At 61.4% G+C, this 22916-nt stretch carries 21 protein-coding genes and 1 pseudogene; 13 read left to right on the top strand and 9 right to left on the bottom strand.

What is annotated here, in order from left to right:
- Positions 1-31: 31 nt before the first annotated feature.
- Both gabT and LG385_RS20045 read left to right on the top strand, forming a co-directional pair.
- Positions 32-1309, top strand: a complete 1278-nt coding sequence (gene gabT / locus LG385_RS20050; RefSeq protein WP_225775635.1) for a 4-aminobutyrate--2-oxoglutarate transaminase — start codon at positions 32-34, stop codon at positions 1307-1309.
- 127 nt (positions 1310-1436) lie between these two features.
- Positions 1437-2644 (top strand): annotated as a pseudogene (locus LG385_RS20045) (HDOD domain-containing protein).
- A gap of 9 nt (positions 2645-2653) precedes the next feature.
- Here LG385_RS20045 and LG385_RS20040 read toward each other — a convergent pair.
- Together LG385_RS20040 and desA are read right to left on the bottom strand one after the other, a co-directional pair.
- The gene (locus tag LG385_RS20040) at positions 2654-3646 is read right to left on the bottom strand and encodes a GGDEF domain-containing protein (RefSeq protein WP_181113921.1); all 993 of its coding nucleotides are present in this window, start codon (positions 3644-3646) and stop codon (positions 2654-2656) included.
- Between the two features lie 150 nt (positions 3647-3796).
- Positions 3797-4981 (bottom strand): delta-9 fatty acid desaturase DesA, encoded by a 1185-nt coding sequence (desA, locus tag LG385_RS20035; protein ID WP_225775634.1) that lies wholly within the window; start codon positions 4979-4981, stop codon positions 3797-3799.
- A 441-nt stretch (positions 4982-5422) separates the two neighbouring features.
- Here desA and oscA point away from each other — a divergent pair, with 441 nt between their 5' ends.
- From oscA to LG385_RS20010, 5 genes are all read left to right on the top strand, one after another.
- The gene (gene oscA, locus LG385_RS20030; protein ID WP_181113917.1) at positions 5423-5605 is read left to right on the top strand and encodes a sulfur starvation response protein OscA; all 183 of its coding nucleotides are present in this window, start codon (positions 5423-5425) and stop codon (positions 5603-5605) included.
- A gap of 137 nt (positions 5606-5742) precedes the next feature.
- On the top strand, positions 5743-6753 hold the full coding sequence (locus LG385_RS20025; RefSeq protein ID WP_225775633.1) for a sulfate ABC transporter substrate-binding protein: 1011 nt from the start codon (positions 5743-5745) through the stop codon (positions 6751-6753).
- Positions 6754-6822: 69 nt separating this feature from the next.
- Complete coding sequence (gene cysT / locus LG385_RS20020) at positions 6823-7641, top strand: sulfate ABC transporter permease subunit CysT (protein WP_225775632.1); 819 nt, start codon at positions 6823-6825, stop codon at positions 7639-7641.
- Positions 7642-7653: 12 nt separating this feature from the next.
- Positions 7654-8526, top strand: a complete 873-nt coding sequence (gene cysW, locus LG385_RS20015; RefSeq protein WP_225775631.1) for a sulfate ABC transporter permease subunit CysW — start codon at positions 7654-7656, stop codon at positions 8524-8526.
- A gap of 3 nt (positions 8527-8529) precedes the next feature.
- Positions 8530-9501: a sulfate/molybdate ABC transporter ATP-binding protein gene (locus LG385_RS20010; RefSeq protein ID WP_225775630.1), complete on the top strand. Its 972-nt coding sequence runs from the start codon at positions 8530-8532 to the stop codon at positions 9499-9501.
- Between the two features lie 84 nt (positions 9502-9585).
- Here LG385_RS20010 and LG385_RS20005 read toward each other — a convergent pair whose 3' ends face one another.
- Positions 9586-10071, bottom strand: a complete 486-nt coding sequence (locus LG385_RS20005; protein ID WP_225775629.1) for a DUF962 domain-containing protein — start codon at positions 10069-10071, stop codon at positions 9586-9588.
- Positions 10072-10177: 106 nt separating this feature from the next.
- Between LG385_RS20005 and LG385_RS20000 the strand changes: the two genes are divergently transcribed.
- The 6 genes from LG385_RS20000 (at position 10178) to LG385_RS19975 (ending at position 17968) form a co-directional block, all read left to right on the top strand.
- The gene (locus LG385_RS20000; RefSeq protein ID WP_225775628.1) at positions 10178-10759 is read left to right on the top strand and encodes an alpha/beta hydrolase; all 582 of its coding nucleotides are present in this window, start codon (positions 10178-10180) and stop codon (positions 10757-10759) included.
- A 37-nt stretch (positions 10760-10796) separates the two neighbouring features.
- Positions 10797-11744, top strand: coding sequence for a sigma 54-interacting transcriptional regulator (locus LG385_RS19995; protein ID WP_225775627.1), 948 nt, complete (start codon positions 10797-10799; stop codon positions 11742-11744).
- Positions 11745-11839: 95 nt separating this feature from the next.
- Complete coding sequence (locus LG385_RS19990; RefSeq protein ID WP_225775626.1) at positions 11840-12625, top strand: MetQ/NlpA family ABC transporter substrate-binding protein; 786 nt, start codon at positions 11840-11842, stop codon at positions 12623-12625.
- 170 nt (positions 12626-12795) lie between these two features.
- Positions 12796-13869 (top strand): efflux RND transporter periplasmic adaptor subunit, encoded by a 1074-nt coding sequence (locus LG385_RS19985; RefSeq protein ID WP_225775625.1) that lies wholly within the window; start codon positions 12796-12798, stop codon positions 13867-13869.
- Positions 13866-14930, top strand: coding sequence for an efflux RND transporter periplasmic adaptor subunit (locus LG385_RS19980; RefSeq protein ID WP_225775624.1), 1065 nt, complete (start codon positions 13866-13868; stop codon positions 14928-14930). The genes LG385_RS19985 and LG385_RS19980 overlap by 4 nt, the downstream gene beginning before the upstream one ends.
- The gene (locus LG385_RS19975) at positions 14927-17968 is read left to right on the top strand and encodes an efflux RND transporter permease subunit (RefSeq protein WP_225775623.1); all 3042 of its coding nucleotides are present in this window, start codon (positions 14927-14929) and stop codon (positions 17966-17968) included. The genes LG385_RS19980 and LG385_RS19975 overlap by 4 nt, the downstream gene beginning before the upstream one ends.
- A 31-nt stretch (positions 17969-17999) precedes the next feature.
- Here LG385_RS19975 and LG385_RS19970 read toward each other — a convergent pair whose 3' ends face one another.
- From LG385_RS19970 to tcyJ, 6 genes are all read right to left on the bottom strand, one after another.
- Positions 18000-18644, bottom strand: coding sequence for a methionine ABC transporter permease (locus LG385_RS19970; RefSeq protein ID WP_181113887.1), 645 nt, complete (start codon positions 18642-18644; stop codon positions 18000-18002).
- Entirely contained in the window at positions 18634-19749 is a 1116-nt protein-coding gene (locus tag LG385_RS19965) for a methionine ABC transporter ATP-binding protein (protein ID WP_413247337.1), read from the bottom strand. The genes LG385_RS19970 and LG385_RS19965 overlap by 11 nt, the downstream gene beginning before the upstream one ends.
- A gap of 3 nt (positions 19750-19752) precedes the next feature.
- Positions 19753-20562: a MetQ/NlpA family ABC transporter substrate-binding protein gene (locus tag LG385_RS19960; RefSeq protein ID WP_225775622.1), complete on the bottom strand. Its 810-nt coding sequence runs from the start codon at positions 20560-20562 to the stop codon at positions 19753-19755.
- Between the two features lie 139 nt (positions 20563-20701).
- Positions 20702-21445 (bottom strand): L-cystine ABC transporter ATP-binding protein TcyN, encoded by a 744-nt coding sequence (tcyN, locus tag LG385_RS19955; RefSeq protein WP_225775621.1) that lies wholly within the window; start codon positions 21443-21445, stop codon positions 20702-20704.
- A gap of 3 nt (positions 21446-21448) precedes the next feature.
- Complete coding sequence (tcyL, locus tag LG385_RS19950; RefSeq protein ID WP_181113876.1) at positions 21449-22117, bottom strand: cystine ABC transporter permease; 669 nt, start codon at positions 22115-22117, stop codon at positions 21449-21451.
- On the bottom strand, positions 22114-22905 hold the full coding sequence (tcyJ, locus tag LG385_RS19945; protein ID WP_225775620.1) for a cystine ABC transporter substrate-binding protein: 792 nt from the start codon (positions 22903-22905) through the stop codon (positions 22114-22116). The genes tcyL and tcyJ overlap by 4 nt, the downstream gene beginning before the upstream one ends.
- Between the last annotated feature and the right edge of the window lie 11 nt (positions 22906-22916).

Below are 22916 nucleotides of genomic sequence, written 5' to 3'. Positions count from 1 at the left end.
GCCGCCGATGAGCGGCGATTGAGGAGTTTTCATGAGCAAGACCAACGAATCCCTGATGCAGCGCCGCATGGCTGCTGTTCCCCGCGGCGTAGGGCAGATCCACCCGATCTTTGCCGATCACGCGAAAAACTCCACCGTTACCGATGTTGAAGGTCGCGAATTCATCGACTTCGCCGGCGGCATCGCGGTGCTGAACACCGGTCACCTGCACCCGAAAATCATCGCAGCGGTCGAAGCCCAGCTGCACAAGCTGACCCACACCTGCTTCCAGGTACTGGCCTACGAGCCCTACGTCGAGCTGTGCGAAAAAATCAACGCCAAGGTGCCAGGCGATTTCGCCAAGAAAACCCTGCTTGTGACTACTGGCTCCGAAGCCGTTGAAAACGCCGTGAAGATTGCCCGTGCCGCCACTGGCCGTGCTGGCGTGATCGCCTTCACCGGCGGCTACCACGGCCGCACCATGATGACCCTCGGCCTTACCGGCAAGGTTGTGCCGTACTCTGCCGGCATGGGCTTGATGCCAGGCGGCATCTTCCGCGCGCTGTTCCCGTGCGAGCTGCACGGCGTGAGCGTTGACGACTCTATCGCCAGCATCGAGCGTATCTTCAAGAACGACGCCGAGCCACGTGATATCGCCGCGATCATCATCGAGCCGGTTCAGGGCGAAGGTGGCTTCTATGTAGCCCCGAAAGAGTTCATGAAGCGCCTGCGTGCCCTGTGTGACCAGCACGGCATTCTGCTGATCGCCGACGAAGTGCAAACCGGCGCTGGCCGCACCGGTACCTTCTTCGCCATGGAACAGATGGGTGTAACCCCAGACCTGACCACCTTCGCCAAATCCATCGCCGGTGGTTTCCCCCTGGCCGGCGTTTGCGGCAAGGCCGAAATCATGGACGCCATCGCTCCCGGCGGCCTGGGTGGCACCTATGCCGGTAGCCCGCTGGGCTGCGCCGCTGCCCTGGCGGTAATGGAAGTGTTCGAGGAAGAGAAGCTGCTGCAGCGCTGCCAGGACGTTGCCGAACACCTGACGTCGCGCCTGCGCGCCATTCAGGCCAAGTACCCAGTGATCGGCGACGTGCGCGGCCTGGGTGCGATGATCGCCGTAGAGCTGTTCGAAGGCGGCGATAGCCACAAGCCAAACGCTGCGGCAGTTGCCCAGGTTGTGGCCAAGGCGCGTGAAAAAGGCCTGATCCTGCTGTCGTGTGGTACCTACGGCAACGTGCTGCGGATTCTCGTGCCGCTGACCGCGCCGGACGAGCAACTGGAGAAGGGCCTGGCCATTCTCGAAGAGTGCTTCGCCGAGCTGTAAGGCAAGCCTTGCTCGTACTGTGAAGAACCCGCCAAAAGGCGGGTTTTTTACTTGGAGAACCGAGGATAGGCGCCTATAAATCTCTAGTGGCCGGGTACCGCAGTACCGCCCATTGGAGAGATGTTCGATGACTGGACCATCAAATGCCGTGCCCCGGGTGCTGATCGCCGAAGCAGACCCCTGGAGCCGTGATCTGCTCATGCAACTCCTGCTCAGCGTGCGTTGCGACGCGAGGGTAGAGGTGTATGAAGATGGCAAGCAGGCGATGCAGGCGCTGGGCACACCGCCAGACCTCGTCATCGCCAGCCGTGAGCTGCCGGGCACCGACGGCCTGGAGCTATTGCGCCACGTACGTCGCGGCAATAAAAGCGTGCCTGGCTTGCCCTTTATCCTGCTCAGTAGCCGCGTTGACAGCACCAGCGTGCGCGAGGCAGTGCCCCTGGCCCCAACCGCCTACCTCACCAAGCCGGTGAATTTCGAAGCGCTGCGCGAGCGCTTGAGTGCACTGCTGCTGGATGAGGGTGAGCACGTAATTTGCGAACTCCCGCCCGTATTACCGGGGCTCAAGTTGGACAGCTTTCTTGAAATGCGCCGCGAAGCCTCGGATGGCGCACCGGTGATGAACGAGGTCCATGATGCCGTTGTGCGCAGCCTCAAGGCCCGCACGCTGAACCTTCGGTTGCTCGAGGAGGATATCCGTACCGACCCGCAAATCACCGCCGTGCTGCTGGCCGCGGCCAACAGTGCCGCTCGCCATCGTGAAGGCCCGGTTACCACATTGATGCAGGCGCTGACACGATTGGGCGCGACCCAAAGCATGAACCTTATTCTGGGAATGGCGCTCAAGCGCAGCGCACGGTTGGACGACCCACAGCTGACAGACCACGCCCAGAAGTTCTGGAAGCGCTCCCTGGCTACGGCGGAGCTGGCGCGCACTTTGGCCCGCCAACAGGGTATCGACCAGGAGATTTGCTATTGCGCCGGCCTGTTGCATCGGTTGGGTGAGCTGGCCTTGTTGCGCACGCTCCACGAATGGAAGCTGGCCGGTGGCAAGCTGGAAGAGGGGCAGGTTGAAAGTGTTATCCAGCGGTTCGGCGCGAACTTTGGCTCGGCCCTGCGCGCCCGCTGGCGGCTGCCACTTGACCTTCGCGAGCTCATTGCTTCGGTTACGCATTGATGGGGGTATACGGCAAGCCGGCGCTGGTGATGAACCTCTCGGGCCAACTGGCGAGCCTGGCTGCAGAGGACGACATCAAGCCTGTAGCGGAGAGCAAAGCAGCGCGCCTGCTTGGCATGGATGCCGCAAGCCTTGCGGCATTACGCAAGAACGGCTGAGCGCAAAGCTCAGGACATGATGATCTGGTTCTTGCCCTGCCGCTTGGCCTGGTACATGGCCGCATCCGCACGCGAATAGAGGTTGTCCAGCGCCTCGTCGTCGGCCTTGAGGTTAGTCAGCCCCTGGCTCACGGTCACGCCGTAGGTTTTTCCGTTCTGGCTGAAGCTCAAGCGCTGCACTTCGCGTTGCAGCCGCTCGGCGATCTGCCGCGCCATGTCCGGCGCGCAGCCAGGGAATACCGCCGCAAACTCTTCGCCGCCGATACGCCCGAACAAATCACCCCGGCGCAGCGCGGCCTTCCCGCTTTCCGCGATGCGCTGCAGCACCAGGTCACCGTCCTGGTGGCCGTAGGTATCGTTGATCATCTTGAAGTCATCGATATCCAGTAAAAGGAACGCCATGGGTGTGTCATTGAGCCGGGACTGCTCGAATTCGCGGTGGGCACACTCGAAGAAGTGGCGCCGGTTGCTGCTTTGCGTAAGCACGTCTGTGGTGGCGAGGCGCTGAAGCTCTCCTTCCAGATGCTTCTTTTCGGTAATGTCCTCAGCGATGCCAACCACGATCACCCGCTGGCCGGATTCCGGGCGATGGCTGATGAAGCATTTGTCGCTGAGCCAGCGGATCTGGCCGTCCGCGCGGATAATTCGATACTCCCGGTCTTCTATCGAGCCTTTTTCCAGCACCTCGGCCAGGCTGCGCTCGGCATAATCGAGGTCGTCGGGATAAATGCTGTCTCGCCACTCGTTGTAATCGGCCAGCAGCAGGCCAGCGGAGCGACCGAAGATCCGCTCATAAGCCGGGCTTACGTAGATCATCTGCTGGGTTTCCCAGTCGAACGCCCAAAGTACGGCATTCACGCTCACCAGCAAGGCGCTGAAGAGCTCTTCCCGTTCCTTCAGCCGCGCGACTTCACCCTGGGCATGCATCAGTGCAAGCAGGGTTTCGGCCGCTTCAGGGATTTGCTCGAGGGATGTGGACGGAGCTTGTGTGTTGGCCATCATCACGGCTTCTTTCGGAACACGGCGAGGGGTGGCCCACCGACAGTGGCCACGATAGGGCCCGCTGAACCAGCGAGTATCTGCCTAAGATGCAAAAAGGTGCCTGAAGTTCCCTGCCTGCGGGCCCTGCTACAAGGCCCACAGGCATATGGCTCAGGCAGCAGCGGGCCGGAGGGAATAGGTTTTCAGGCTGTCGGCAAAATCACGCAGGGACTGGATGCCGCTTGCCTCGGCCTCGTGTACCCATTCTTTCATTGCCGCCAGCATGTCGTGGCCATTCGCGCTGGTACGGGTCCAGATCTGCTGTAGCGCCAGCTTCTTTTCGTAGATCACCTTCAGGGCCTGGCTGGTTTCAAGCATGCGGTTGATCCGGTCATGGTGACGTTCATTGAGCAGGCTTGGCTCTCGTGATAGCAGCCGCTTGGCGCGCCGCAGCCGATAGCGCAGCGAATGATCCACCCGGGCAAGTTCCTGCTTCACCAGCGGGCCAATCACATGTTTGCGGTATTGGGCCATGATCTGGAAACGGTTGTTGAGGATCGCCATGGCGGTGTCCATGTCCATGGAGCCCTTGCCGGGAATCCGGTGGGCCACCGGTGCGACCCGGTTGACGCGCGCCAGGCGTAGCGCGCTGAACACTCGAATCCATAGCCAGCCCATGTCGAATTCCCACTTGCGCACGGAGAGCTTCGCCGAGTTGGGATAGGTGTGGTGATTGTTGTGCAGCTCCTCACCGCCAATGATGATGCCCCAGGGCACAAGGTTGGTGGCGGCATCGCGGCATTCGAAGTTGCGATAGCCCACCGCATGACCAAGGCCATTGACCACGCCTGCGGCCCAGAAGGGTATCCACACCATCTGCACGGCCCATACGGTAATGCCGATAACCCCGAACAGCGCCAGATCGATCACCGCCATCAACGCGATACCGCCCATGGTGAAGCGGCTGTAGAGGTTGCGCTCGATCCAGTCGTCCGGGCAGTTCTTGCCGTAGATGCGCAGGGTTTCCGGGTTGTTTGCCTCTGCCCGATACAACTCCGCCCCGGTGCGAAGAACCGTTCCAAGGCCTTTGACTACGGGGCTGTGCGGGTCTTCGGCGGTTTCGCACTTGGCGTGATGCTTGCGATGGATAGCGGTCCATTCGCGGGTGTTCTGGCCTGTGGTGAGCCATAGCCAGAAACGGAAGAAATGCTTGAGCCCGCTATTAAGTTCCAGCGAGCGATGCGCTGAATACCGGTGCAGGTAGACCGTTACGCCAACGATGGTGATGTGAGTCATCAGCAGCGTTGCGCCGACTACCTGCCAGGCGGTCAGGTCCAGGAAACCGTTGTACCACATAGGCGAGAAGGCCTCGGTTGAAGTAATGGATAGCTGCGAAGAATCTATCGGTAAACAGGGTTGATCGACCAGTCGGCGTTTTTGATGGGTAGAGAGCCAGGACGTGGGCTTGGCCGCGGGCAACACAGGCTCATTCCCCTAGGAGACGCAGGCGTCAACGCTGCATGCCACAGCGCGCGGCGCTTGCGGCAGACGATGCCAGGTGCCAGTAACCGCGAGCCCCTTGCTAAACAGAGCAAGGTTTTCGATACATTGGATGGCTTGGATAGGCCGCAGTTTAGTAAGTAGATGTTTCGCATGATGCGAAAGACGATCACGGGCCCTATATATTCGATTCGGGTCTATAAAAGTGCCCAAATATTATTTCTGAGAATAAATCGCCGCTCTTATAGTAAGCCCAAGCCAGGTACCGCACCCGGCAACCTTCACAGGAGCTGAACCATGAGCGCACCACTGCGTAGTGTCGACGGGCAGGATGAAACCGCGATCCTTCGAGAAATCCAGAGCGCGTTGCGTGACCTGCGTTTCGGCGCGGTGGAGATCACCGTGCACAACGCTCAGGTCGTGCAGATCGAGCGCAAGGAAAAATTCCGACTGCAGCAGTCGGCGTCCAAGCCTAACTGAGACAGCCACGTTGACCGACCGGGCGACCGGAGGCCGCAGCAGCACCTTGCCGCTTGTTGCCCAGTCACGAGCGAGCAGCGGCAGCGGGCCATAAGAAAATACCAACACAGAAAAAAGCCGCCATCAGGAGCACCACCATGTCCCCCCGCCGTTATGCGCTGGCTGCCATTGCCGCCGCGTTGTTCGCTGGTTCCGCAGTCGCGAAGGATTACGAGCTGTTGAACGTTTCCTACGACCCTACACGCGAGCTGTATCAGGAATACAACACTGAGTTCGCGAGCTACTGGAAGCAGCAGCACCCTGATGACACGGTGAAAATCCAACAGTCCCATGGCGGCTCGGGCAAGCAGGGGCGCTCGGTCATCGACGGCCTGCGCGCCGACGTGGTAACCCTGGCGCTGGCAGGCGACATCGACGAAATCGCCAACCTTGGCAAGTTGCTCCCGACCGATTGGCAAAAGCGCCTTCCCGAGGCGAGCACGCCCTACACCTCAACTATCGTTTTCCTGGTGCGCAAGGGTAACCCCAAAGGCATCAAGGACTGGGGCGACCTGGTGAAGGACGGCGTATCGGTGATTACGCCCAACCCTAAAACCTCTGGCGGCGCACGCTGGAACTTCCTGGCAGCCTATGCCTATGGCCTCAAAGCCAACAACGGCGACGAAACGAAGGCCAAGGCCTACGTCAAAGAACTGTTCCAGCACGTACCGGTGCTGGATACCGGTGCCCGCGGTTCGACCATTACGTTCGTGAACAACGGCCAGGGTGATGTGCTGCTGGCCTGGGAAAACGAAGCCCACCTGGCGCTGAAAGAAGACGGTGGTGCCGACAAGTTCGACATCGTGGTGCCTTCGTTGTCGATCCTCGCCGAGCCTCCGGTTGCGGTGGTAGACAAAAATGCCGAGAAGAAAGGCACTACCGCTATCGCCACGGCTTACCTGGAACACCTGTACAGCCCGGCTGGCCAGGAAATCGCCGCGAAAAACTTCTACCGCCCGCGTAATGCCGAGGTTGCGAAGAAGTACAAGGCCAGTTTCCCTGAATTGAACCTTGTGACTATCGACAAAGACTTCGGTGGCTGGAAAACTGCCCAGCCCAAGTTCTTCAACGATGGCGGGGTCTTCGACCAGATCTACCAGGCCCAGTAACGCTCCAGGTATTGGCAACAACGAGCCCGGGTACCCACCCGGGCTTGGTTCGTTCAAACAAGGACCTCTATGTCGCGCCGTATATCCCCCGTCATACCCGGCTTCGGGCTGACGCTGGGCTACACCCTGGTGTACCTCAGCCTGATTGTGCTGATACCCCTCGCAGCCATGTTCGTCAACGCCGCCCAGCTGAGCCTCGAGCAACTGTGGGCCATTGTGACGGCGCCTCGAGTACTGGCGGCGCTGAAGCTGAGCTTCGGTACCGCGCTCTATGCCGCCTTGCTCAACGGCGTGATCGGAACCCTGCTCGCCTGGGTACTGGTGCGTTACAGCTTCCCGGGCCGGCGTATCATCGACGCCATGATCGACCTTCCTTTCGCGTTGCCCACCGCCGTTGCGGGCATCGCCCTCACCGCGCTGTATGCCCCGGCTGGGCTGGTTGGGCAATTTGCTACGGACCTGGGTTTCAAGATTGCCTACACCCCGCTGGGGATCACCCTTGCGCTCACCTTCGTGACGCTGCCATTCGTGGTTCGCACGGTGCAGCCGGTACTGGCTGATATCCCGCGCGAAGTGGAGGAGGCCGCGGCCTGCCTTGGCGCTCGCCCTTGGCAGGTATTCCGCCATATCCTTGCGCCCGCCTTGTTGCCTGCGTGGCTTACCGGCTTTGCGCTGGCCTTTGCCCGGGGCGTGGGCGAATACGGCTCGGTGATCTTCATTGCAGGCAACATGCCGATGAAGACCGAGATCCTGCCGCTGCTGATCATGGTCAAGCTGGACCAGTACGACTACACCGGAGCAACCGCTATCGGCGTATTGATGCTGGTGGTGTCCTTCATCCTGTTGCTGCTGATCAACCTGCTGCAGCGCCGTATCGAAACCCCTTGAAGGAAGGCCTCTATGTCCAGTTCGACCGTTTCGGCCGCGCAGGCGGCCAATGCTGCCCGGCGTGGCAGCCCTGTTGCCCGGCGTGTGCTGATTACCCTGGCGTGGGTAATCTTTGCGCTGTTCCTTCTGCTGCCGCTGTTTATCGTGGTGTCCCAGGCGCTGAAATCCGGCCTGGGTACGTTCTTCACGGCCATTCTGGAGCCTGATGCGCTGAGTGCATTGAAGCTCACCGTATTGGCGGTGGCGATCTCGGTGCCGCTGAACCTGGTGTTCGGCGTCAGTGCCGCCTGGTGCGCCAGCAAGTATGAGTTTCGCGGTAAAAGCCTGCTGGTGACGCTGATCGACCTGCCGTTTTCGGTTTCGCCGGTCATCGCGGGGCTGGTGTATGTGCTGATGTTCGGCGCCCGCGGCCTGTTTGGCCCCTGGCTGTCAGACCACGATATCCAGATCGTCTTTGCGCTGCCTGGTATCGTGTTGGCGACCATTTTTGTGACCGTGCCTTTCGTGGCCCGCGAGCTGATTCCGTTGATGCAGGAACAGGGTACCCAGGAAGAGGAGGCCGCCCGGTTACTGGGCGCCAATGGGTGGCAGATGTTCTGGCACGTTACCCTGCCCAATATCAAATGGGGCCTTACCTACGGCGTGGTGCTATGTACCGCTCGAGCCATGGGCGAGTTCGGCGCGGTCTCGGTCGTGTCCGGGCACATTCGTGGCGTGACCAATACCTTGCCGCTGCATGTGGAAATTCTCTACAACGAGTACAACCACGTGGCTGCCTTCAGCGTAGCCAGTTTGCTGCTGGCCCTTGCCCTGTTCATTCTGCTGCTCAAGCAGTGGAGCGAAAGCCGTCTTGACCGCTTGCGCCATAGCGCCGCGGAGGAATAATTCATGTCGATCGAAGTACGTAGCGTAAGCAAGCGTTTCAACCAGTTCCAGGCGTTGAATAGCATCGACCTGGACATTCGCAGCGGCGAACTCGTTGCGCTCTTGGGCCCTTCCGGTTGCGGTAAAACCACCTTGCTGCGGATCATTGCCGGGCTGGAAACACCGGACCAGGGCAGCATTGTGTTCCACGGTGAGGACGTATCCGGCCATGACGTGCGGGACCGCAACGTGGGGTTCGTGTTCCAGCACTATGCGTTGTTCCGCCATATGAGCGTGTTCGACAACGTCGCCTTCGGCCTGCGCATGAAAAGCCGTGAGCAACGCCCAAGCGAAGCCAAGATCGCGGAAAAAGTGCACGAGCTGCTGAACATGGTGCAGCTGGACTGGCTGGCCGATCGTTACCCTGAGCAGCTGTCTGGTGGCCAGCGTCAGCGTATCGCCCTGGCACGCGCCCTGGCCGTGGAGCCCAAGGTGTTGCTGCTCGACGAACCCTTTGGTGCGCTGGACGCCAAGGTTCGCAAGGAGCTGCGTCGTTGGCTGGCTCGCCTGCACGAAGAGATCAACCTGACCTCGGTGTTCGTGACCCACGACCAGGAAGAAGCCATGGAAGTGGCGGACCGCATCGTGGTGATGAACAAGGGCGTGATCGAACAGATCGGCTCGCCGGGCGAAGTGTATGAGCAGCCTGCCAGCGACTTCGTTTACCACTTCTTGGGAGACTCCAACCGCCTGCACCTGGGCGAGGAGCACCCGCTGCAGTTCCGCCCTCATGAAGTGTCGCTTTCCCGGCTGGCCTTGGACGCGCACCATGCCGCTCAGGTGCGCGACATCCGCCCCCTTGGCGCTACAACGCGGGTTACCCTCAAAGTGGAAGCGCAGGATGAGCTGATCGAAGCCGAAGTAGTCAAGGACCACGACAGCCTCACCGGTTTGAGCAAGGGCGATACGCTGTTCTTCAAGCCTAAGGCGCAGTAAACCAGCAGGTTGATGCGGGCCCGGTTCGCTTGTAGACCGGGCGGGGCCGGCCTTCGGGCAAGGCCCGGGAAGGGCTGCAGAACGTCACGGCAGGGGCGTACCCGTCTCGATCCGCGCCTTCAGCTCATGCCCCAGCCCCAGCAGGAACCCGAACTCCACCACCACGAACAGCGGGCCGATGATCAGCCCGCTGATGTCGTCGATGAACGCAGGCTTGCGCCCTTCATAGTGATGGCCCAAAAACTGTATCGCCCAGCCGACCACGAACAGCCCAACGCCAATGGACAGCCAGCTGGTGGTCGACAGCGAGGCCACCGCATGGCCAAACCATAGGCTCAGGGCGAGCAGGGCAGACATCAACAGCCCTAGCTGCCTGTCCAGGCGTAAGTAGAAGACGCAGGCGGCAAGCGTAGCCAGCAGGGCCGGAGTGATGCCGTACCAGTTCGGGCGCGATAGCAGAATCGCGACCGCCAGTACGATAAAGGGAATGCCAATGAAATGCGTGGCGATGTTACGCGGGTCACGGTGGTAAGCGGCGTACTGGCCAAGGTACTCGGTCAGGGTTCTCATGGTTAGCATTCCCGGTTATTAATAAATAGCTTCTTATTCCTTAACGTATATATGGCGGGTCCCTATACTTTCACCATGAAAGCAGACAGGGGCAGGAGATGCCATCATGCGCACAGATTCCATTCGATACCTGATCGTACCTGGTTGGCAAGGCTCCCCTCTTGGCCACTGGCAACAGCATTGGCATGCCAGCCTTCCCAACAGCCACTGGCTGGAGCAGGAAGACTGGATGAACCCGCGCCGGGAAGACTGGGTCGCCTCGCTGGACCACGCCATTGCTCAAAGCAGCAAGCCTACGGTCATCATCGCTCACAGCCTGGGTTGCATTACGGTGGCCCATTGGGCGGAACACGCACCGGTTCATTTGTTGCGGCGTGTTCAAGGCGCATTGCTGGTAGCGCCCGCCGACGTGGAAAGGGCGAACCGGCCGGCGGCATTGGCCAATTTCGCCCCGGTTCCACGCAGCCCCTTACCCTTTCCCAGCCAGGTCGTGGGGTCTGACAACGACCCGGCCGCGACAGTGGCACGGGCGCTGGAGATGGCCCGGGACTGGGGCGCCGAGGCCGGCATTCTTACAGGCGCTGGACATATTAATGTGAAGTCCGGCCACCGTCGTTGGGAGCAGGGCTTCGCGTACCTTTATCGCCTGCAAGGCCGGGCACAGAGAAACGGGCTTCGCCGCGCCTGATGCAGCCTTCGCCATAACGGCGGGGCGGGAGTAAAACATGAGTTTGAGTGTTACCGCCGGGCAACCCTTGCTGACCTTTCCTGACGCCGACCGAAGCCCCTTGAGTATCAGCGCCAAGGCGCTGGTATTCGTCGACCCTCGTTCGCAAGCGTTGCGGGAGCGCATGGAAGTATTGGCCCCCGGCGCGCTGCCGGTGCTGATACATGGTGAAACCGGCACGGGCAAAGAGTTGCTTGCCCGCCATTTGCACAAAGCCAGCGACCGGCCGGGGCTGTTCGTTTCAGTCAATTGTGGTGCCCTTAGCCCCACCTATGCCCAGGCTGAGCTGTTTGGTCACACCCCGGGCGCCTGGTCGGGTTCGGCAGCCAGCCGGGCGGGCTGGTTCGGCTCCGCCAACGGCGGCACGTTGTACCTGGACGAAATCGCCGACCTGCCATTGCCCATCCAGGTGGCCCTCCTCGAGGCACTGGAAAACCACGAAGTGGTGCGGCTCGGTGCTTCACAGCCCACCCCTGTGGATGTACGGCTGGTGGCCGCATCCAGTATCGACCTTAGCCGCGCGGTCGCCGCAGGCAAGTTCAATGAGCGGCTATGGCGGTATCTGGACGAGGGCAGGGTGGAGTTGCCGGCCCTGCGGGAGCGGCCTGGCGACATTCTTTCCCTGGCGGAATATTTTCTCGGCGTGTACAGCCAACGGCTGAGCCTGCCCGTACCCACGTTCAGCGAAGCCGCGGCGCGGGTGCTGATTTCCCATGCCTGGCCCGGCAACACCCGCGAACTCGAGAGCGTCGTACACTTCTCATTGCTGGTAAGCGAGGGCACAGACATTTTGCCGGAGCACCTCAATCAGGCAGGCGTAGGCAATCACCTCACCGCGCTGGAGCGGCAGTTGGCGCTGTGTTTGAGCGGCTTGGGGCCTAATGACCGAGATGCAGCCCTCTCGCTGATCCACCGCTATACCCACGCACTTGAACAAAATTCATAAGCAGCTAGAAAAAAGGTATTTCATTGGCATAAGGGAATTGAGTATTGTCCCCGCCATGCCAGACTGCTGGCACTTTGATAAAACAAGGATCTTCCATGAAAAAGGCTCTGCTGTTCTCGGCGTTTACCGCTGCGCTGTCCCTTGCCGGTTTTACCCACGCGGGCGAAAAGCTCGTGGTCGCGGCCACTCCGATCCCTCACGCCGAGATCCTCGAACTGGTCAAGCCAACCCTGGCCAAGGAAGGCGTAGACCTGGAAATCAAGGTATTCACCGACTACGTGCAGCCTAACGTGCAGGTTGATCAGAAGCGCCTGGACGCGAACTACTTCCAGACCCTGCCCTACCTGAAAAACTTCAACGAAGGTAAAGGCACGCACCTTGAAACCGTGATCGGTGTTCACGTCGAGCCCTTCGGCGGTTACTCCAAGAAAGTCAAAAGCCTGTCTGACCTGAAAGACGGCGCAACCGTGGCCATCCCTAACGAGGGCAGCAACAGCGGCCGCGCCCTGCTGTTGCTGCAAAAGGCCGGGTTGATCACCCTGAAGGACCCGACCAACGCCCTGGCCACGCCTAAAGACATCGCCACCAATGCCAAGAACCTCAAGTTCAAGGAACTGGAATCGGCCATGCTGCCACGCGTGCTCAATGAAGTTGACCTGGACATGATCAACACCAACTACGCCCTGGAAGCAGGCCTGAACCCTGCCAAGGATGCGCTGGTGATCGAAGGCAGCGACTCGCCTTACGTGAACTACCTGGTTGCCCGCCCGGACAACAAGAACAGCGACGCCATCCAGAAGCTCGCCAAAGCCCTGACTTCGCCAGAAGTGAAAGCCTTCATCGAGAAGAAGTACAACGGCGCGGTACTGCCAGCGTTCTGAGCCTGAAGTGAAACAAACGCCTGGCTGATGACTGATCAGTCAGGCGCTCCCGCCTGTTCATTCCCCTCCCGGCACCACGTTTTTTTCCTTTCGCGGCACTCAAGCCGTAATGAACCACTCACAATCGGTTACAGTCGCATCACGAGATTCAGCGTGCAAAGGGAGTGTGCATGACGCGTGTGTGGGGTAGAGGAGCGGCCTGGGTGGTGATCGCGATGCTGTGGGGCTGTGGCGAAAAGCCGGCCTCGCAGCCCGAGCGGCCACGGGTGAACGTGCAGACCGTACAGGCCGTTGATTTCGCCCCCAAGGTCGAGGTAACCGGGGATGTCCAGGCCCGGGTACAGACGCAGCTCTCGTTCCGGGTAGGCGGCAAGGTTGTCCAGCGTATGGTGGATGTAGGCGATCGGGTCACTCCGAGGCAAGTGCTCGCCCGGCTGGACCCTAAAGACCTGCAAACCAGCGTGGACTCCGCCGCTGCCGCCGTAGCGGCCGAACAGGCTCGCGTTACCCAAGCCAGCCTGGCCTTCGAGCGCCAGGCCAAGCTGCTCCCCAAGGGCTATACCAGCCGCAGTGAATACGATTCTGCCCAGGCTTCGCTGAAAAGCAGCCAGAGTGCCCTCGCTGCCGCCCGCGCCGAGCTGGCGAACGCGCGTGAGCAGCTGGGCTACACCGACCTGGTAGCAGACGCCGCCGGCGTGATTACCGCGCGCCAGGCAGAAGTGGGCCAGGTAGTCCAGGCCACCCAACCCATGTTCAGCCTGGCGCGAGACGGCGAGCGCGACGCAGTGTTCAACGTGTATGAAGCCCTGTTCATCAAACCTACCGGTGAGGCGCCCATCACGGTACGGCTGCTGGAAGATCCCAGTGTGACCGTGCGAGGCAAGGTGCGCGAAGTCACGCCTACGGTGTCGGCGCAAACGGGCACGCTTCAGGTCAAGGTCGCCCTGGAAACCCTGCCGGCCAGGATGCACCTGGGTTCGGTGGTGAGCGGTTCGCTGACCGCGCCTTCAAAGCCTGCGATCGAACTGCCTTGGGCAGCGCTGACCAAAGACATGCACGACCCAGCCGTGTGGCTGATCAAGGACAACAAAGTCAGCCTTCACAAGGTGACGGTGGGCCGCTACCTCACCGCCAAAGTGGTGATCACCGATGGCTTGTCCGCCGGGGACCGGGTGGTGATTGCAGGTGGGCAATTGTTGCACCCGGACATGGAGGTCGAAGTGGCCCAGGAGGCTGCGCAATGAAGCTGTGGCGTGCGCTGCCGCTGTTACTGCTTGCCGGCTGCGGCGAGGATGCTCCGCCTCCCGAACCTGTCCGCCCGGTGCTGTCCGCGCCGGTGGTGGCTGTGACCCAGCAGGAGTTGGGGCGCTTCGCCGGTAACATCGAGCCCCGTTATGAAAGCACCTTGGGCTTTCGGGTGAGCGGGCGCATCGCGCGCCGGCTGGTCGATGTGGGCAACGAAGTGAAGGCCGGCGACCTGCTTGCGGTGCTGGACCCGACCGATCAGCAGAACCAGTTGCGTTCTCGCGAGGGCGACCTCAGCCGCGTCGAGGCGCAGTGGATCAATGCCCAGGCGAACAGCCGCCGACAACAGGAACTGTACGACCGAGGCGTAGGCTCCGCCGCGCTGCTGGACCGCGCCACGGCCGACCTGAAAACCTCTCGCGCCTCGCTGGAACAAGCCAAGGCCGCGGTAAGCCAGGCCAGGGACCAGGTGGGCTACAGCGAATTGCGCGCCGACCACGATGCGGTGGTCACCGCACTCAGCGCCGAGGCGGGTCAGGTGGTAGCGGCGGGCCAGGAAGTAGTGACCCTCGCGCGGCCCGACGTGAAGGAAGCGGTGATCGACCTGCCAGCCACGTTGGTTGAGGAACTGCCCCGCGACGTGGATTTCTACGTGCAAGCGCAGCTGGACCCGACCGTGGCCAGCCACGCCACCCTGCGCGAAATAGAACCCCAGGCCAACAGCACCACCCGCACTCGCCAGGTGCGCCTGAGCCTTGCGCAAACCCCACCGGGCTTGCGGCTGGGCACCGCCATCAGTGTGACCCTGACCCACAAGGTAGCGCCGCGTGGCGAAGTGCCGCTTCGCGCATTGCAGGAAGCCGACGGCCACACCCGCGTGTGGGTGATCGACGAGCAGGCCCATACCGTAGCCCCCCGCACAGTGAATGTGCTGGAACGCAAGGCTGATACCGCGATCATCGACGCCAGCGTGCGTCCGGGAGAGAAGGTGGCCATTGCCGGGCTCAACAGCCTCAAGCCGGGGCAACAGATCAAGACAGACCAAGGAAAGGCCCAATGAGCGGCAGCAAGTTCAACCTCTCGGACTGGGCGCTGCGGCATCAGTCGTTCGTGTGGTACCTGATGTTCGTTGCCCTGCTTATGGGCGTGTTTTCCTACATGAAACTGGGTCGCGAGGAAGATCCGGCGTTCACCATCAAAACCATGGTGATCCAGAGCCGCTGGCCCGGTGCGACCCAGGATGAAACCCTCAAGCAGGTCACGGACCGCATCGAGAAAAAGCTCGAAGAGCTCGACTCACTGGATTACACCAAGAGCTACACGCGGCCGGGTGAATCCACGGTGTTTGTGTACCTGCGCGACACGACCAAGGCAGGCGCCATTCCGCACATCTGGTACGAAGTGCGCAAGAAGATCGACGACATCCGCGGGGACTTCCCCCAGGGCTTGCAGGGGCCGGCCTTCAACGACGAGTTCGGCGACGTGTTCGGCTCCATCTACGCGTTTACCGCCGATGGCTTGAGCATGCGCCAGCTACGCGACTACGTAGAGCAGGTGCGCGCGGGCATCCGCCAGGTGCCCAACCTGGGCAAGGTGGAAATGATCGGCGAGCAGGACGAAGTGATCTACCTGAACTTCTCCACGCGCAAGCTGGCGGCCCTGGGGCTGGACCAGCGTGAAGTCGTACAGGCGCTGCAGGCACAGAATGCCGTCACGCCAGCGGGTGTGATCGAGGCAGGGCCGGAGCGGATCTCGGTGCGCACCAGTGGCCAGTTCCATTCCGAAGCGGACCTGCGCGAGTTGAACCTGCGCGTGAATGACCGTTTCTATCGGCTGGCTGACGTGGCGGAAATCACCCGGGGCTACGCCGAGCCTCCTGCGCCGCTGTTTCGCTTCAACGGCCAGCCAGCCATTGGTTTGGCCGTGGCGATGCGCGACGGCGGGAATATCCAGGAATTCGGCGAAAACCTTCACGGCCGTATGAGTGAGCTCACCGCTGAGCTGCCGGTTGGCGTGGGCGTCCACACGGTTTCCGATCAGGCTGCCGTCGTGGAGAAAGCCGTTGGCGGCTTCACCAGTGCATTGTTCGAGGCCGTGGTGATCGTGATGCTGGTGAGCTTCGTCAGCCTCGGCATTCGCGCCGGGCTGGTGGTGGCGTGCTCGATCCCGTTGGTGCTGGCCATGGTGTTCGTGTTCATGGAATACAGCGGCATCACCATGCAGCGGATTTCCCTCGGTGCACTGATCATTGCCCTGGGCCTGCTGGTAGACGATGCCATGATCACGGTAGAGATGATGGTCACTCGGCTTGAGCTGGGGGACAGCCGCGAGAAAGCCGCCACCTTTGCCTACACCTCCACGGCCTTCCCCATGCTGACTGGCACGCTGGTAACGGTGGCCGGTTTCACGCCTATCGGGCTGAACGCCAGCTCCGCGGGCGAATACACCTTCACTTTGTTCGCAGTGATTGCGATTGCCATGCTGGTGTCGTGGGTGGTGGCGGTGTTCTTTGCGCCCGTGATCGGCGTGCATATCCTCAGCGAGAAAGTCGCCAAGAAGCACTCCGACGAGCCTGGGCGCGTGGGCCGAGCGTTCAACAACGCGCTGGTGGGCTGCATGCGCCACCGCTGGCTGACCATCATCGGTACCCTGCTGCTGTTCGCGCTGTCGCTGTTCTGCATGCGTTTCGTGCAAAACCAGTTCTTCCCGTCCTCGGACCGGCCCGAGCTGCTGGTTGACCTTAACCTGCCGCAGAACGCTTCGATTCACGAAACCGCCAAGGCCGTGGACAAGCTGGAAGGCTTGATCAAGGGCGACCCGGACATTCTGCGCTGGAGCACCTACATTGGCGAAGGCGCGATCCGCTTTTACCTGCCGCTGGACCAGCAACTGCAAAACCCCTATTACGCTCAGCTGGTAATCGTCAGCAAAGGCCTGGAACAGCGCGAAGCACTGGCCCAGCGCTTGCGAGAAAAACTGCGCACGGACTTCGTGGGCATCGGCACCTATGTGCAACCCCTCGAGATGGGCCCGCCGGTAGGGCGGCCGTTGCAATACCGTGTAAGCGGGCGTGACCTGGATGAGGTGCGCCGGCACGCTATCGACCTGGCCACGCTGCTCGATAAAAACCCACACGTGGGCGATATGATTTTCGACTGGAACGAGCCGGGCAAGGTGCTGCGCATCGACATCGCTCAGGACCGCGCACGGCAGCTAGGGTTGTCTTCCGAGGACGTGGCCAAGCTGATGAACACCATTGTCACGGGCACCACCATTACCCAGGTGAACGACGACATTTACCTGGTGGATGTGATCGGGCGCGCCGAGGACGCCGAGCGGAACTCGCCAGAAACCCTGCAGAACCTGCAGATCGTTACGCCCAGTGGCGTGTCCATCCCCTTGCTCTCGTTCGCCACCGTGCGCTACGAGCTGGAGCAGCCTCTGGTGTGGCGCCGTGATCGCCTCCCCACCGTAACGCTCAAGGCAGCGGTACGTGACGGCATTCAGCCTACCGACCTGGTCACCCAGCTCAAGCCCGACATCGACCGCTTCTCGGCCGACCTGCCCACGGGCTACAAGGTCACCACCGGCGGCACCGTCGAGGAAAGCGGCAAGGCCCAGGGCCCGATTGCCCAGGTTGTGCCGTTGATGCTGTTCCTGATGGCGACCTTCCTGATGATCCAGCTGCACAGCGTGCAGAAGATGTTCCTGGTCGCCAGCGTCGCGCCATTGGGGCTGATTGGCGTGGTGGTCGCGCTGGTACCGACCGGCACGCCGCTGGGCTTCGTGGCGATCCTGGGTGTGCTGGCGCTGATCGGGATCATCATCCGCAACTCAGTAATCCTGGTAACCCAGATCGACATCTTCGAGCGTGATGGCTACAAGCCGTGGGATGCGGTGGTGGAAGCGACCCAGCACCGGCGCAGGCCGATTCTGCTCACGGCGGCCGCTGCAAGCCTGGGCATGATCCCCATCGCCCGGGAAGTGTTCTGGGGGCCAATGGCCTACGCCATGATCGGCGGCATCATCAGCGCCACGCTGCTCACCTTGCTGTTCCTGCCGGCGCTGTACGTGGCCTGGTATCGGGTGAAGGAGTAGGTGTGCCTTAGGCACTATCGCCGGCTGGATATCAGCGCTTGTTCAGCCGCTGCGCCAGCCTGTCGCCACCCAACTGGATCACCGCTACCAGCGCCACCAGCAGCACGATCACGGTGAGCATCACCTGGGTATCGAAGCGCTGATAGCCATACCGATAGGCGATGTCACCCAGGCCACCGGCACCGACCGCGCCGGCCATGGCTGAACTGTTGATCATGGTGACCAAGGTAATCGTGAAGCCCCCGACAATGCCGGGCCGGGCTTCGGGCAGCAGTACGTGCCAGATGATGTGCCAGCGCCGGCAGCCCATGGCCTGGGCGGCTTCGATCAGGCCGTGGTCCACCTCACGCAGGCTTACTTCGGCGATACGGGCGAAGAACGGCGTGGCGGCGAGGGTCAGCGGTACCACCGCGGCCCACACGCCATAGGTGGTGCCAACGATCCAGCGGGTGAAGGGGATCAGCGCCACCATCAGGATCAAAAACGGAATGGACCGGAACAGGTTCACGAAGCCACCCAGCAAGCGGTTCACCACGGGCGCTTCAAAGATACCGCCGCGGTCGCTGGTCACCAGAATCACCGCCATGGGAATGCCCACCAACAGTGCAATCAGGGAGCTCAGCCCCACCATCAACAAGGTATCCAGCGCACCTTGCAGCAAGCGATCAATCCACATAACCCAGTACCTCTACCTGTTCGGTCCACTGGCCGGCGCGCTCGATCAACTGAGCAGGCTCCAGCGGCGACTGGGCCACCGAAATCACCAGCTGGCCGAGCGTGTGCCCTTGGATCTGCTCGATGCCGCCGTGCAGCAGCCGTACATGCCCACCCAGGGCACGAAACAGCCCGGACAGGTCCGGCACGGTGGCACTGGCGCCGGTGAAGCGTAACGCCAGCACCAGCGATGCGCCGGGGTGCTGAACGGGTTGCAAGCGCCCTGCGAGCGCGGCGGGCAGGCCATGTTGCAGCGGGGCGAGCAAGGTACGGCTTACCTCATGGCGCGGATTGCCGAATACCTGCCACACCGGCCCTTGCTCTACCACCTCGCCCTGTTCGAGCACTACCACGCGATCACAGATATCCCGGATAACCGCCATCTCATGGGTTATCAACACGATGGTGAGGCCAAGGCGCTGGTTGATATCGCGCAGCAGGTGCAGGATGGATGCCGTGGTTTCGGGGTCTAGCGCGGAAGTCGCTTCGTCGCACAGCAATACGGCGGGGTCATGCACGAGCGCGCGGGCAATACCCACGCGCTGCTTCTGGCCGCCGGACAACTGCGCGGGGTAAACGTGGTGCTTGCCCTCCAGCCCCACCAGGGCCAGCAGCTCGGCGACCTTGCGCTCCCGTATCGCCCGAGACACACCAGCGACCTTCAGGGGCAGCTCCACGTTCTGCGCCACGGTTTTTGCCGACATCAGGTTGAAGTGCTGGAAGATCATGCCAATGCCGCGACGCGCTTCCACCAGTTGATCTTCGTTCAAAGTCCCCAGGTTGATCTGGTCCAGGATCACGTCGCCGGCCGTCGGCGACTCGAGGCGATTCAATGTACGCAACAGGGACGATTTGCCGGCGCCGCTTCGCCCGATAATGCCGAAGATCTCGCCCCGCTGAATCTCCAGGTTGATATCCCGGAGCGCTTGCACGGGCCCGAGCGGGCCTTGATACACCTTGCTCACGCCCTGAAGGCAGATATGTGGTGCGCCCCGAGCAGGGTCGGGTGCTTGGCTGGTTTCGGCCAGGCGCGTGTTATCGATCAAGCGTAGCGAAGGGGCATTCATGGCTTACCCCTTCCAGCCGACCTGGTACAGCGTGCCCAGAGACTTGTCCAACGCCGCCTTCACCACTGGCGAGTGCTGGTAGATATCAATGAATCTGGCCAGCCGGGGGTCGTCTTTCTTCTGGGGCTGAATCACGAACTGAATCACGTATTCCGGATGGTCCAGGCCGTCGAAGAGCAGCGCGGACTCCGGGTCGAACGTCTTGGCCAAGCGAATATAGGCCGGGTAGCCCTGCACCAGGTCGGCGTCGTCATACGCCCTTACCAGCTGTACCGCCTCCACCTGAAGGATTTTCAGCTGCTTGGGGTTGCTGACAATATCATCCTCGGTGGCCTTGTAGCCCACACCTGGCTTGAGCCCGATAAGCCCAGCCTTGGCCAGGAGCTGAAGGCCCCGACCGCTGTTGATCGGGTCGTTCGCAATGGCGACCGATGCGCCCTGTGGCAAGTCGTTCAAGCTTTTGAAACGCTTGGAGTAGAGGCCCACGTTGTTGATGATGCCGGGCGCGTAAGGCACCAGGTCGAACCCTGCCGCCTGCTTCGCATTTTCCAGGAAGGGGATGTGCTGGAAGTAATTAACGTCGATGTCGCCAGCGGCCAGGCTCACGTTAGGCGCGATCCAGTCGGTGTACTCCACCAGCTCCACCTTGAGCCCTTGCTTCTCTGCTTCAGCCACAGCGGCTTCGAGGGGAATGGCAAAGGCGGCGGTGGTGCCTACCTTCAAAGGCGCATCGGCGGCATGAGCGGCGCCGGCAATCAGGCCGGCACTGAGTAGCAGTACCCGTAGTGGGGTAAACAGGGAAGCGCGAACCATACCGTCCTCACGAAATAGATACCGCACAAAGGCGGCGTGCATGTGATGGTCCGGTGGTCCGGTGGTTATACCCTAAAGTAGCTTGAAGCCGATTTGAAATAACCGTTTGTGCTTGGATTAGAAGCGGAATGTCAGCGCTTTATCCCAGAAACTTCCCCAAAAACTGCCGGGTGCGCTCATGCTGAGGGGAGGCAAACAACGCCTTGGGATCGCCCTGTTCAACGATCCGGCCCTTGTCGAAGAAAACCACCCGGTTGGCCACGTCGCGTGCAAAGCTCATTTCGTGGGTCACGATCACCATGGTGCGTTTTTCTTCGGCAAGCCCGCGAATGGTTGCCAACACTTCGCCAACCAGTTCCGGGTCCAGCGCCGAGGTGGGCTCGTCAAACAGAATCACCTGCGGCTCCATCGCCAATGCCCTGGCAATGGCGACGCGCTGCTGCTGGCCCCCGGAAAGCCTGCGCGGATAAGCGTCTTCCTTGCCCGCCAGCCCTACCTTGGCCAGCAGTGAACGGCCCAGAGCCTGGGCTTGGTCCAGAGGCACCTTTTTAACCACCACAGGCCCTTCGATCACGTTTTCCAACGCGGTGCGGTGGGGGAAGAGGTTGAAGTTCTGGAACACGAAACCTACCTGCTGGCGCAGTTGCCGAACCGCCGCCTGCTGTCGGGCGATAGGCTGGCCGGCATCGATGTGCACTGCGCCGACCTGTATCTGGCCGGCGCTGGGTGTTTCCAGCAGGTTAAGGCAGCGCAGGAAGGTGGTTTTCCCCGAGCCGCTAGGCCCGATGATCGCCACCACTTCTCCTTCGTTCACCTTCAGGTCCACATCGTCCAGCACGGTGGTGTCGTTGAATCGCTTGGTCAGGTGTTCCACCACAATCATTGCTTAGCGCTCCAGGTCGTGGCGGTTGGCACGCTGTTCCAGGCGGTTCTGGAAGTGCGCGAGGATGCTGGCCAGCACCCAGTAGATCAACGCGGCCGTAAGGTACATGGCGAAAATTTCGAAGGTACGCGCCGTTACCAGCTGCGCCTGGCGGAACAGCTCCGGCACCTGGATGGTAGCGGCCAGGGCCGTGTCCTTCACCAGCGAGATAAAGCTGTTGCCCAGCGGTGGCAGGGCCGTGCGAGCGGCCTGGGGCAGGATGGTGCGGCGCAGGGTTTGCGCACGGGTCATGCCGATACTGGCAGCCGCTTCCCATTGGCCCCGGTCGATGGAACTGATGGCCGAACGCAGGATTTCGCACGCATAGGCGGCCATGTTCAACGAAAAGCCGATCAAGGCTGCCGTGAGCGGGCTCAGTTCCAGCCCTATGGAAGGCAGGCCGTAATAAATCAGGAACAGCTGCACCAGCAGCGGCGTGCCGCGAAAGAACGACACATACACCCGCGACACCGCGCGCAGTGCCACCAGCCGGGACAGGCGCATCAGTGCCAGCGCAAAGCCGAGCAGCAGGCCGAAGAACATGCCGCCCAGGCTGAGAATCACGGTAAACCAGGCGCCCTGGAGCAGGAAGGGTAGTGACTCCAGGGCAACGCGCAGACTTTCCTGATTCATTGCGTTACATCAGCGCCGAACCACTTCTGCGACAGCTGGGCAAGGGTGCCGTCCTTGCGCAGTTTGGCCAACGCATCGTCCACCGCCTTGAGCAGCTCGGGCTCACCCTTGCGCAGGGCAATGCCGGCTTCCTGCCGTGAGAAGGCATCGCCAGCCACGGCCAGGCGGTCACCGGTTTTTTTCACGGTATCCAGCGCGGCCAGGCGGTCCACCAGAATCGCGTCGATACGTTTGTTCATCAGGTCCTGGAACTTGGTTGGGTCGTCTTCGTATGTGCGCACGTCCGCCTGCGGTACGTTCTGCTTGAGCCACTGCTCGTAGTTGGTACCGAGGCCTACGCCCACCTTCTTGCCGGCCAGGTCCGCCGGTTTGCTGATCGAGCTTGCGTCTGCCTTACGGGTCAAGGCCTGAATGCCGGACACGGTGTAGGGGACCGAGAAGTCGTATTTTTTCTTGCGCTCATCGGAGATGGTCACCTGGTTGATCACCACATCCAACCGCTTCGATTCCAAAGCTGCCAGGATACCGTCCCATTTGGTGGGCTGAACGTCTGCCTTTACGCCCAGTTCCTTGGCCAGTGCCTGCGCCAGTTCCACTTCGAAGCCTGTCAATTTGCCGCTTTCGTCCACAAAGCTGAACGGCGGATAGGTGCCTTCAAGGCCTACCTTGATCGCACCGTGGTCCTTGATTTGCTGGAGTTGCTCGCCAGCCTGGGCCTGAGCCCCAAAGGCGGTGGCGAGCACCAGGGCGGTGACGGCGAACTGGCGACGCAGAGCGTTCAAGCGCATGGGATATCCTT

Origin of the sequence: Pseudomonas sp. Marseille-Q5115, from assembly GCF_916618905.1 — a bacterium.
Classification (GTDB): domain Bacteria; phylum Pseudomonadota; class Gammaproteobacteria; order Pseudomonadales; family Pseudomonadaceae; genus Aquipseudomonas; species Aquipseudomonas japonica_A.
The sequence above is the reverse complement of the archived record's forward strand: the minus strand, read 5'-3'. Positions and strand labels throughout refer to the sequence as shown.

Bases quoted from the DNA above. Each gene is read 5' to 3' on its own strand.
- tcyL (WP_181113876.1), bottom strand. From the start codon at position 22,117: ATGAATCAGGAAAGTCTGCGCGTTGCCCTGGAGTCACTACCCTTCCTG.
- desA (WP_225775634.1), bottom strand. From the start codon at position 4,981: ATGTGGTACAACGGTTTCCTGGACCTGACCGCCTGGCAGGTAGTCGGC.
- cysW (WP_225775631.1), top strand. From the start codon at position 7,654: ATGTCCAGTTCGACCGTTTCGGCCGCGCAGGCGGCCAATGCTGCCCGG.
- LG385_RS19995 (WP_225775627.1), top strand. From the start codon at position 10,797: ATGAGTTTGAGTGTTACCGCCGGGCAACCCTTGCTGACCTTTCCTGAC.
- LG385_RS19975 (WP_225775623.1), top strand. From the start codon at position 14,927: ATGAGCGGCAGCAAGTTCAACCTCTCGGACTGGGCGCTGCGGCATCAG.
- LG385_RS19960 (WP_225775622.1), bottom strand. From the start codon at position 20,562: ATGGTTCGCGCTTCCCTGTTTACCCCACTACGGGTACTGCTACTCAGT.
- LG385_RS19965 (WP_413247337.1), bottom strand. From the start codon at position 19,749: ATGAATGCCCCTTCGCTACGCTTGATCGATAACACGCGCCTGGCCGAA.
- tcyJ (WP_225775620.1), bottom strand. From the start codon at position 22,905: ATGCGCTTGAACGCTCTGCGTCGCCAGTTCGCCGTCACCGCCCTGGTG.
- oscA (WP_181113917.1), top strand. From the start codon at position 5,423: ATGAGCGCACCACTGCGTAGTGTCGACGGGCAGGATGAAACCGCGATC.
- LG385_RS20005 (WP_225775629.1), bottom strand. From the start codon at position 10,071: ATGAGAACCCTGACCGAGTACCTTGGCCAGTACGCCGCTTACCACCGT.
- LG385_RS20010 (WP_225775630.1), top strand. From the start codon at position 8,530: ATGTCGATCGAAGTACGTAGCGTAAGCAAGCGTTTCAACCAGTTCCAG.
- LG385_RS20000 (WP_225775628.1), top strand. From the start codon at position 10,178: ATGCGCACAGATTCCATTCGATACCTGATCGTACCTGGTTGGCAAGGC.
- gabT (WP_225775635.1), top strand. From the start codon at position 32: ATGAGCAAGACCAACGAATCCCTGATGCAGCGCCGCATGGCTGCTGTT.
- LG385_RS20025 (WP_225775633.1), top strand. From the start codon at position 5,743: ATGTCCCCCCGCCGTTATGCGCTGGCTGCCATTGCCGCCGCGTTGTTC.
- LG385_RS20040 (WP_181113921.1), bottom strand. From the start codon at position 3,646: ATGATGGCCAACACACAAGCTCCGTCCACATCCCTCGAGCAAATCCCT.
- LG385_RS19985 (WP_225775625.1), top strand. From the start codon at position 12,796: ATGACGCGTGTGTGGGGTAGAGGAGCGGCCTGGGTGGTGATCGCGATG.
- tcyN (WP_225775621.1), bottom strand. From the start codon at position 21,445: ATGATTGTGGTGGAACACCTGACCAAGCGATTCAACGACACCACCGTG.
- LG385_RS19990 (WP_225775626.1), top strand. From the start codon at position 11,840: ATGAAAAAGGCTCTGCTGTTCTCGGCGTTTACCGCTGCGCTGTCCCTT.
- cysT (WP_225775632.1), top strand. From the start codon at position 6,823: ATGTCGCGCCGTATATCCCCCGTCATACCCGGCTTCGGGCTGACGCTG.
- LG385_RS19980 (WP_225775624.1), top strand. From the start codon at position 13,866: ATGAAGCTGTGGCGTGCGCTGCCGCTGTTACTGCTTGCCGGCTGCGGC.
- LG385_RS19970 (WP_181113887.1), bottom strand. From the start codon at position 18,644: ATGTGGATTGATCGCTTGCTGCAAGGTGCGCTGGATACCTTGTTGATG.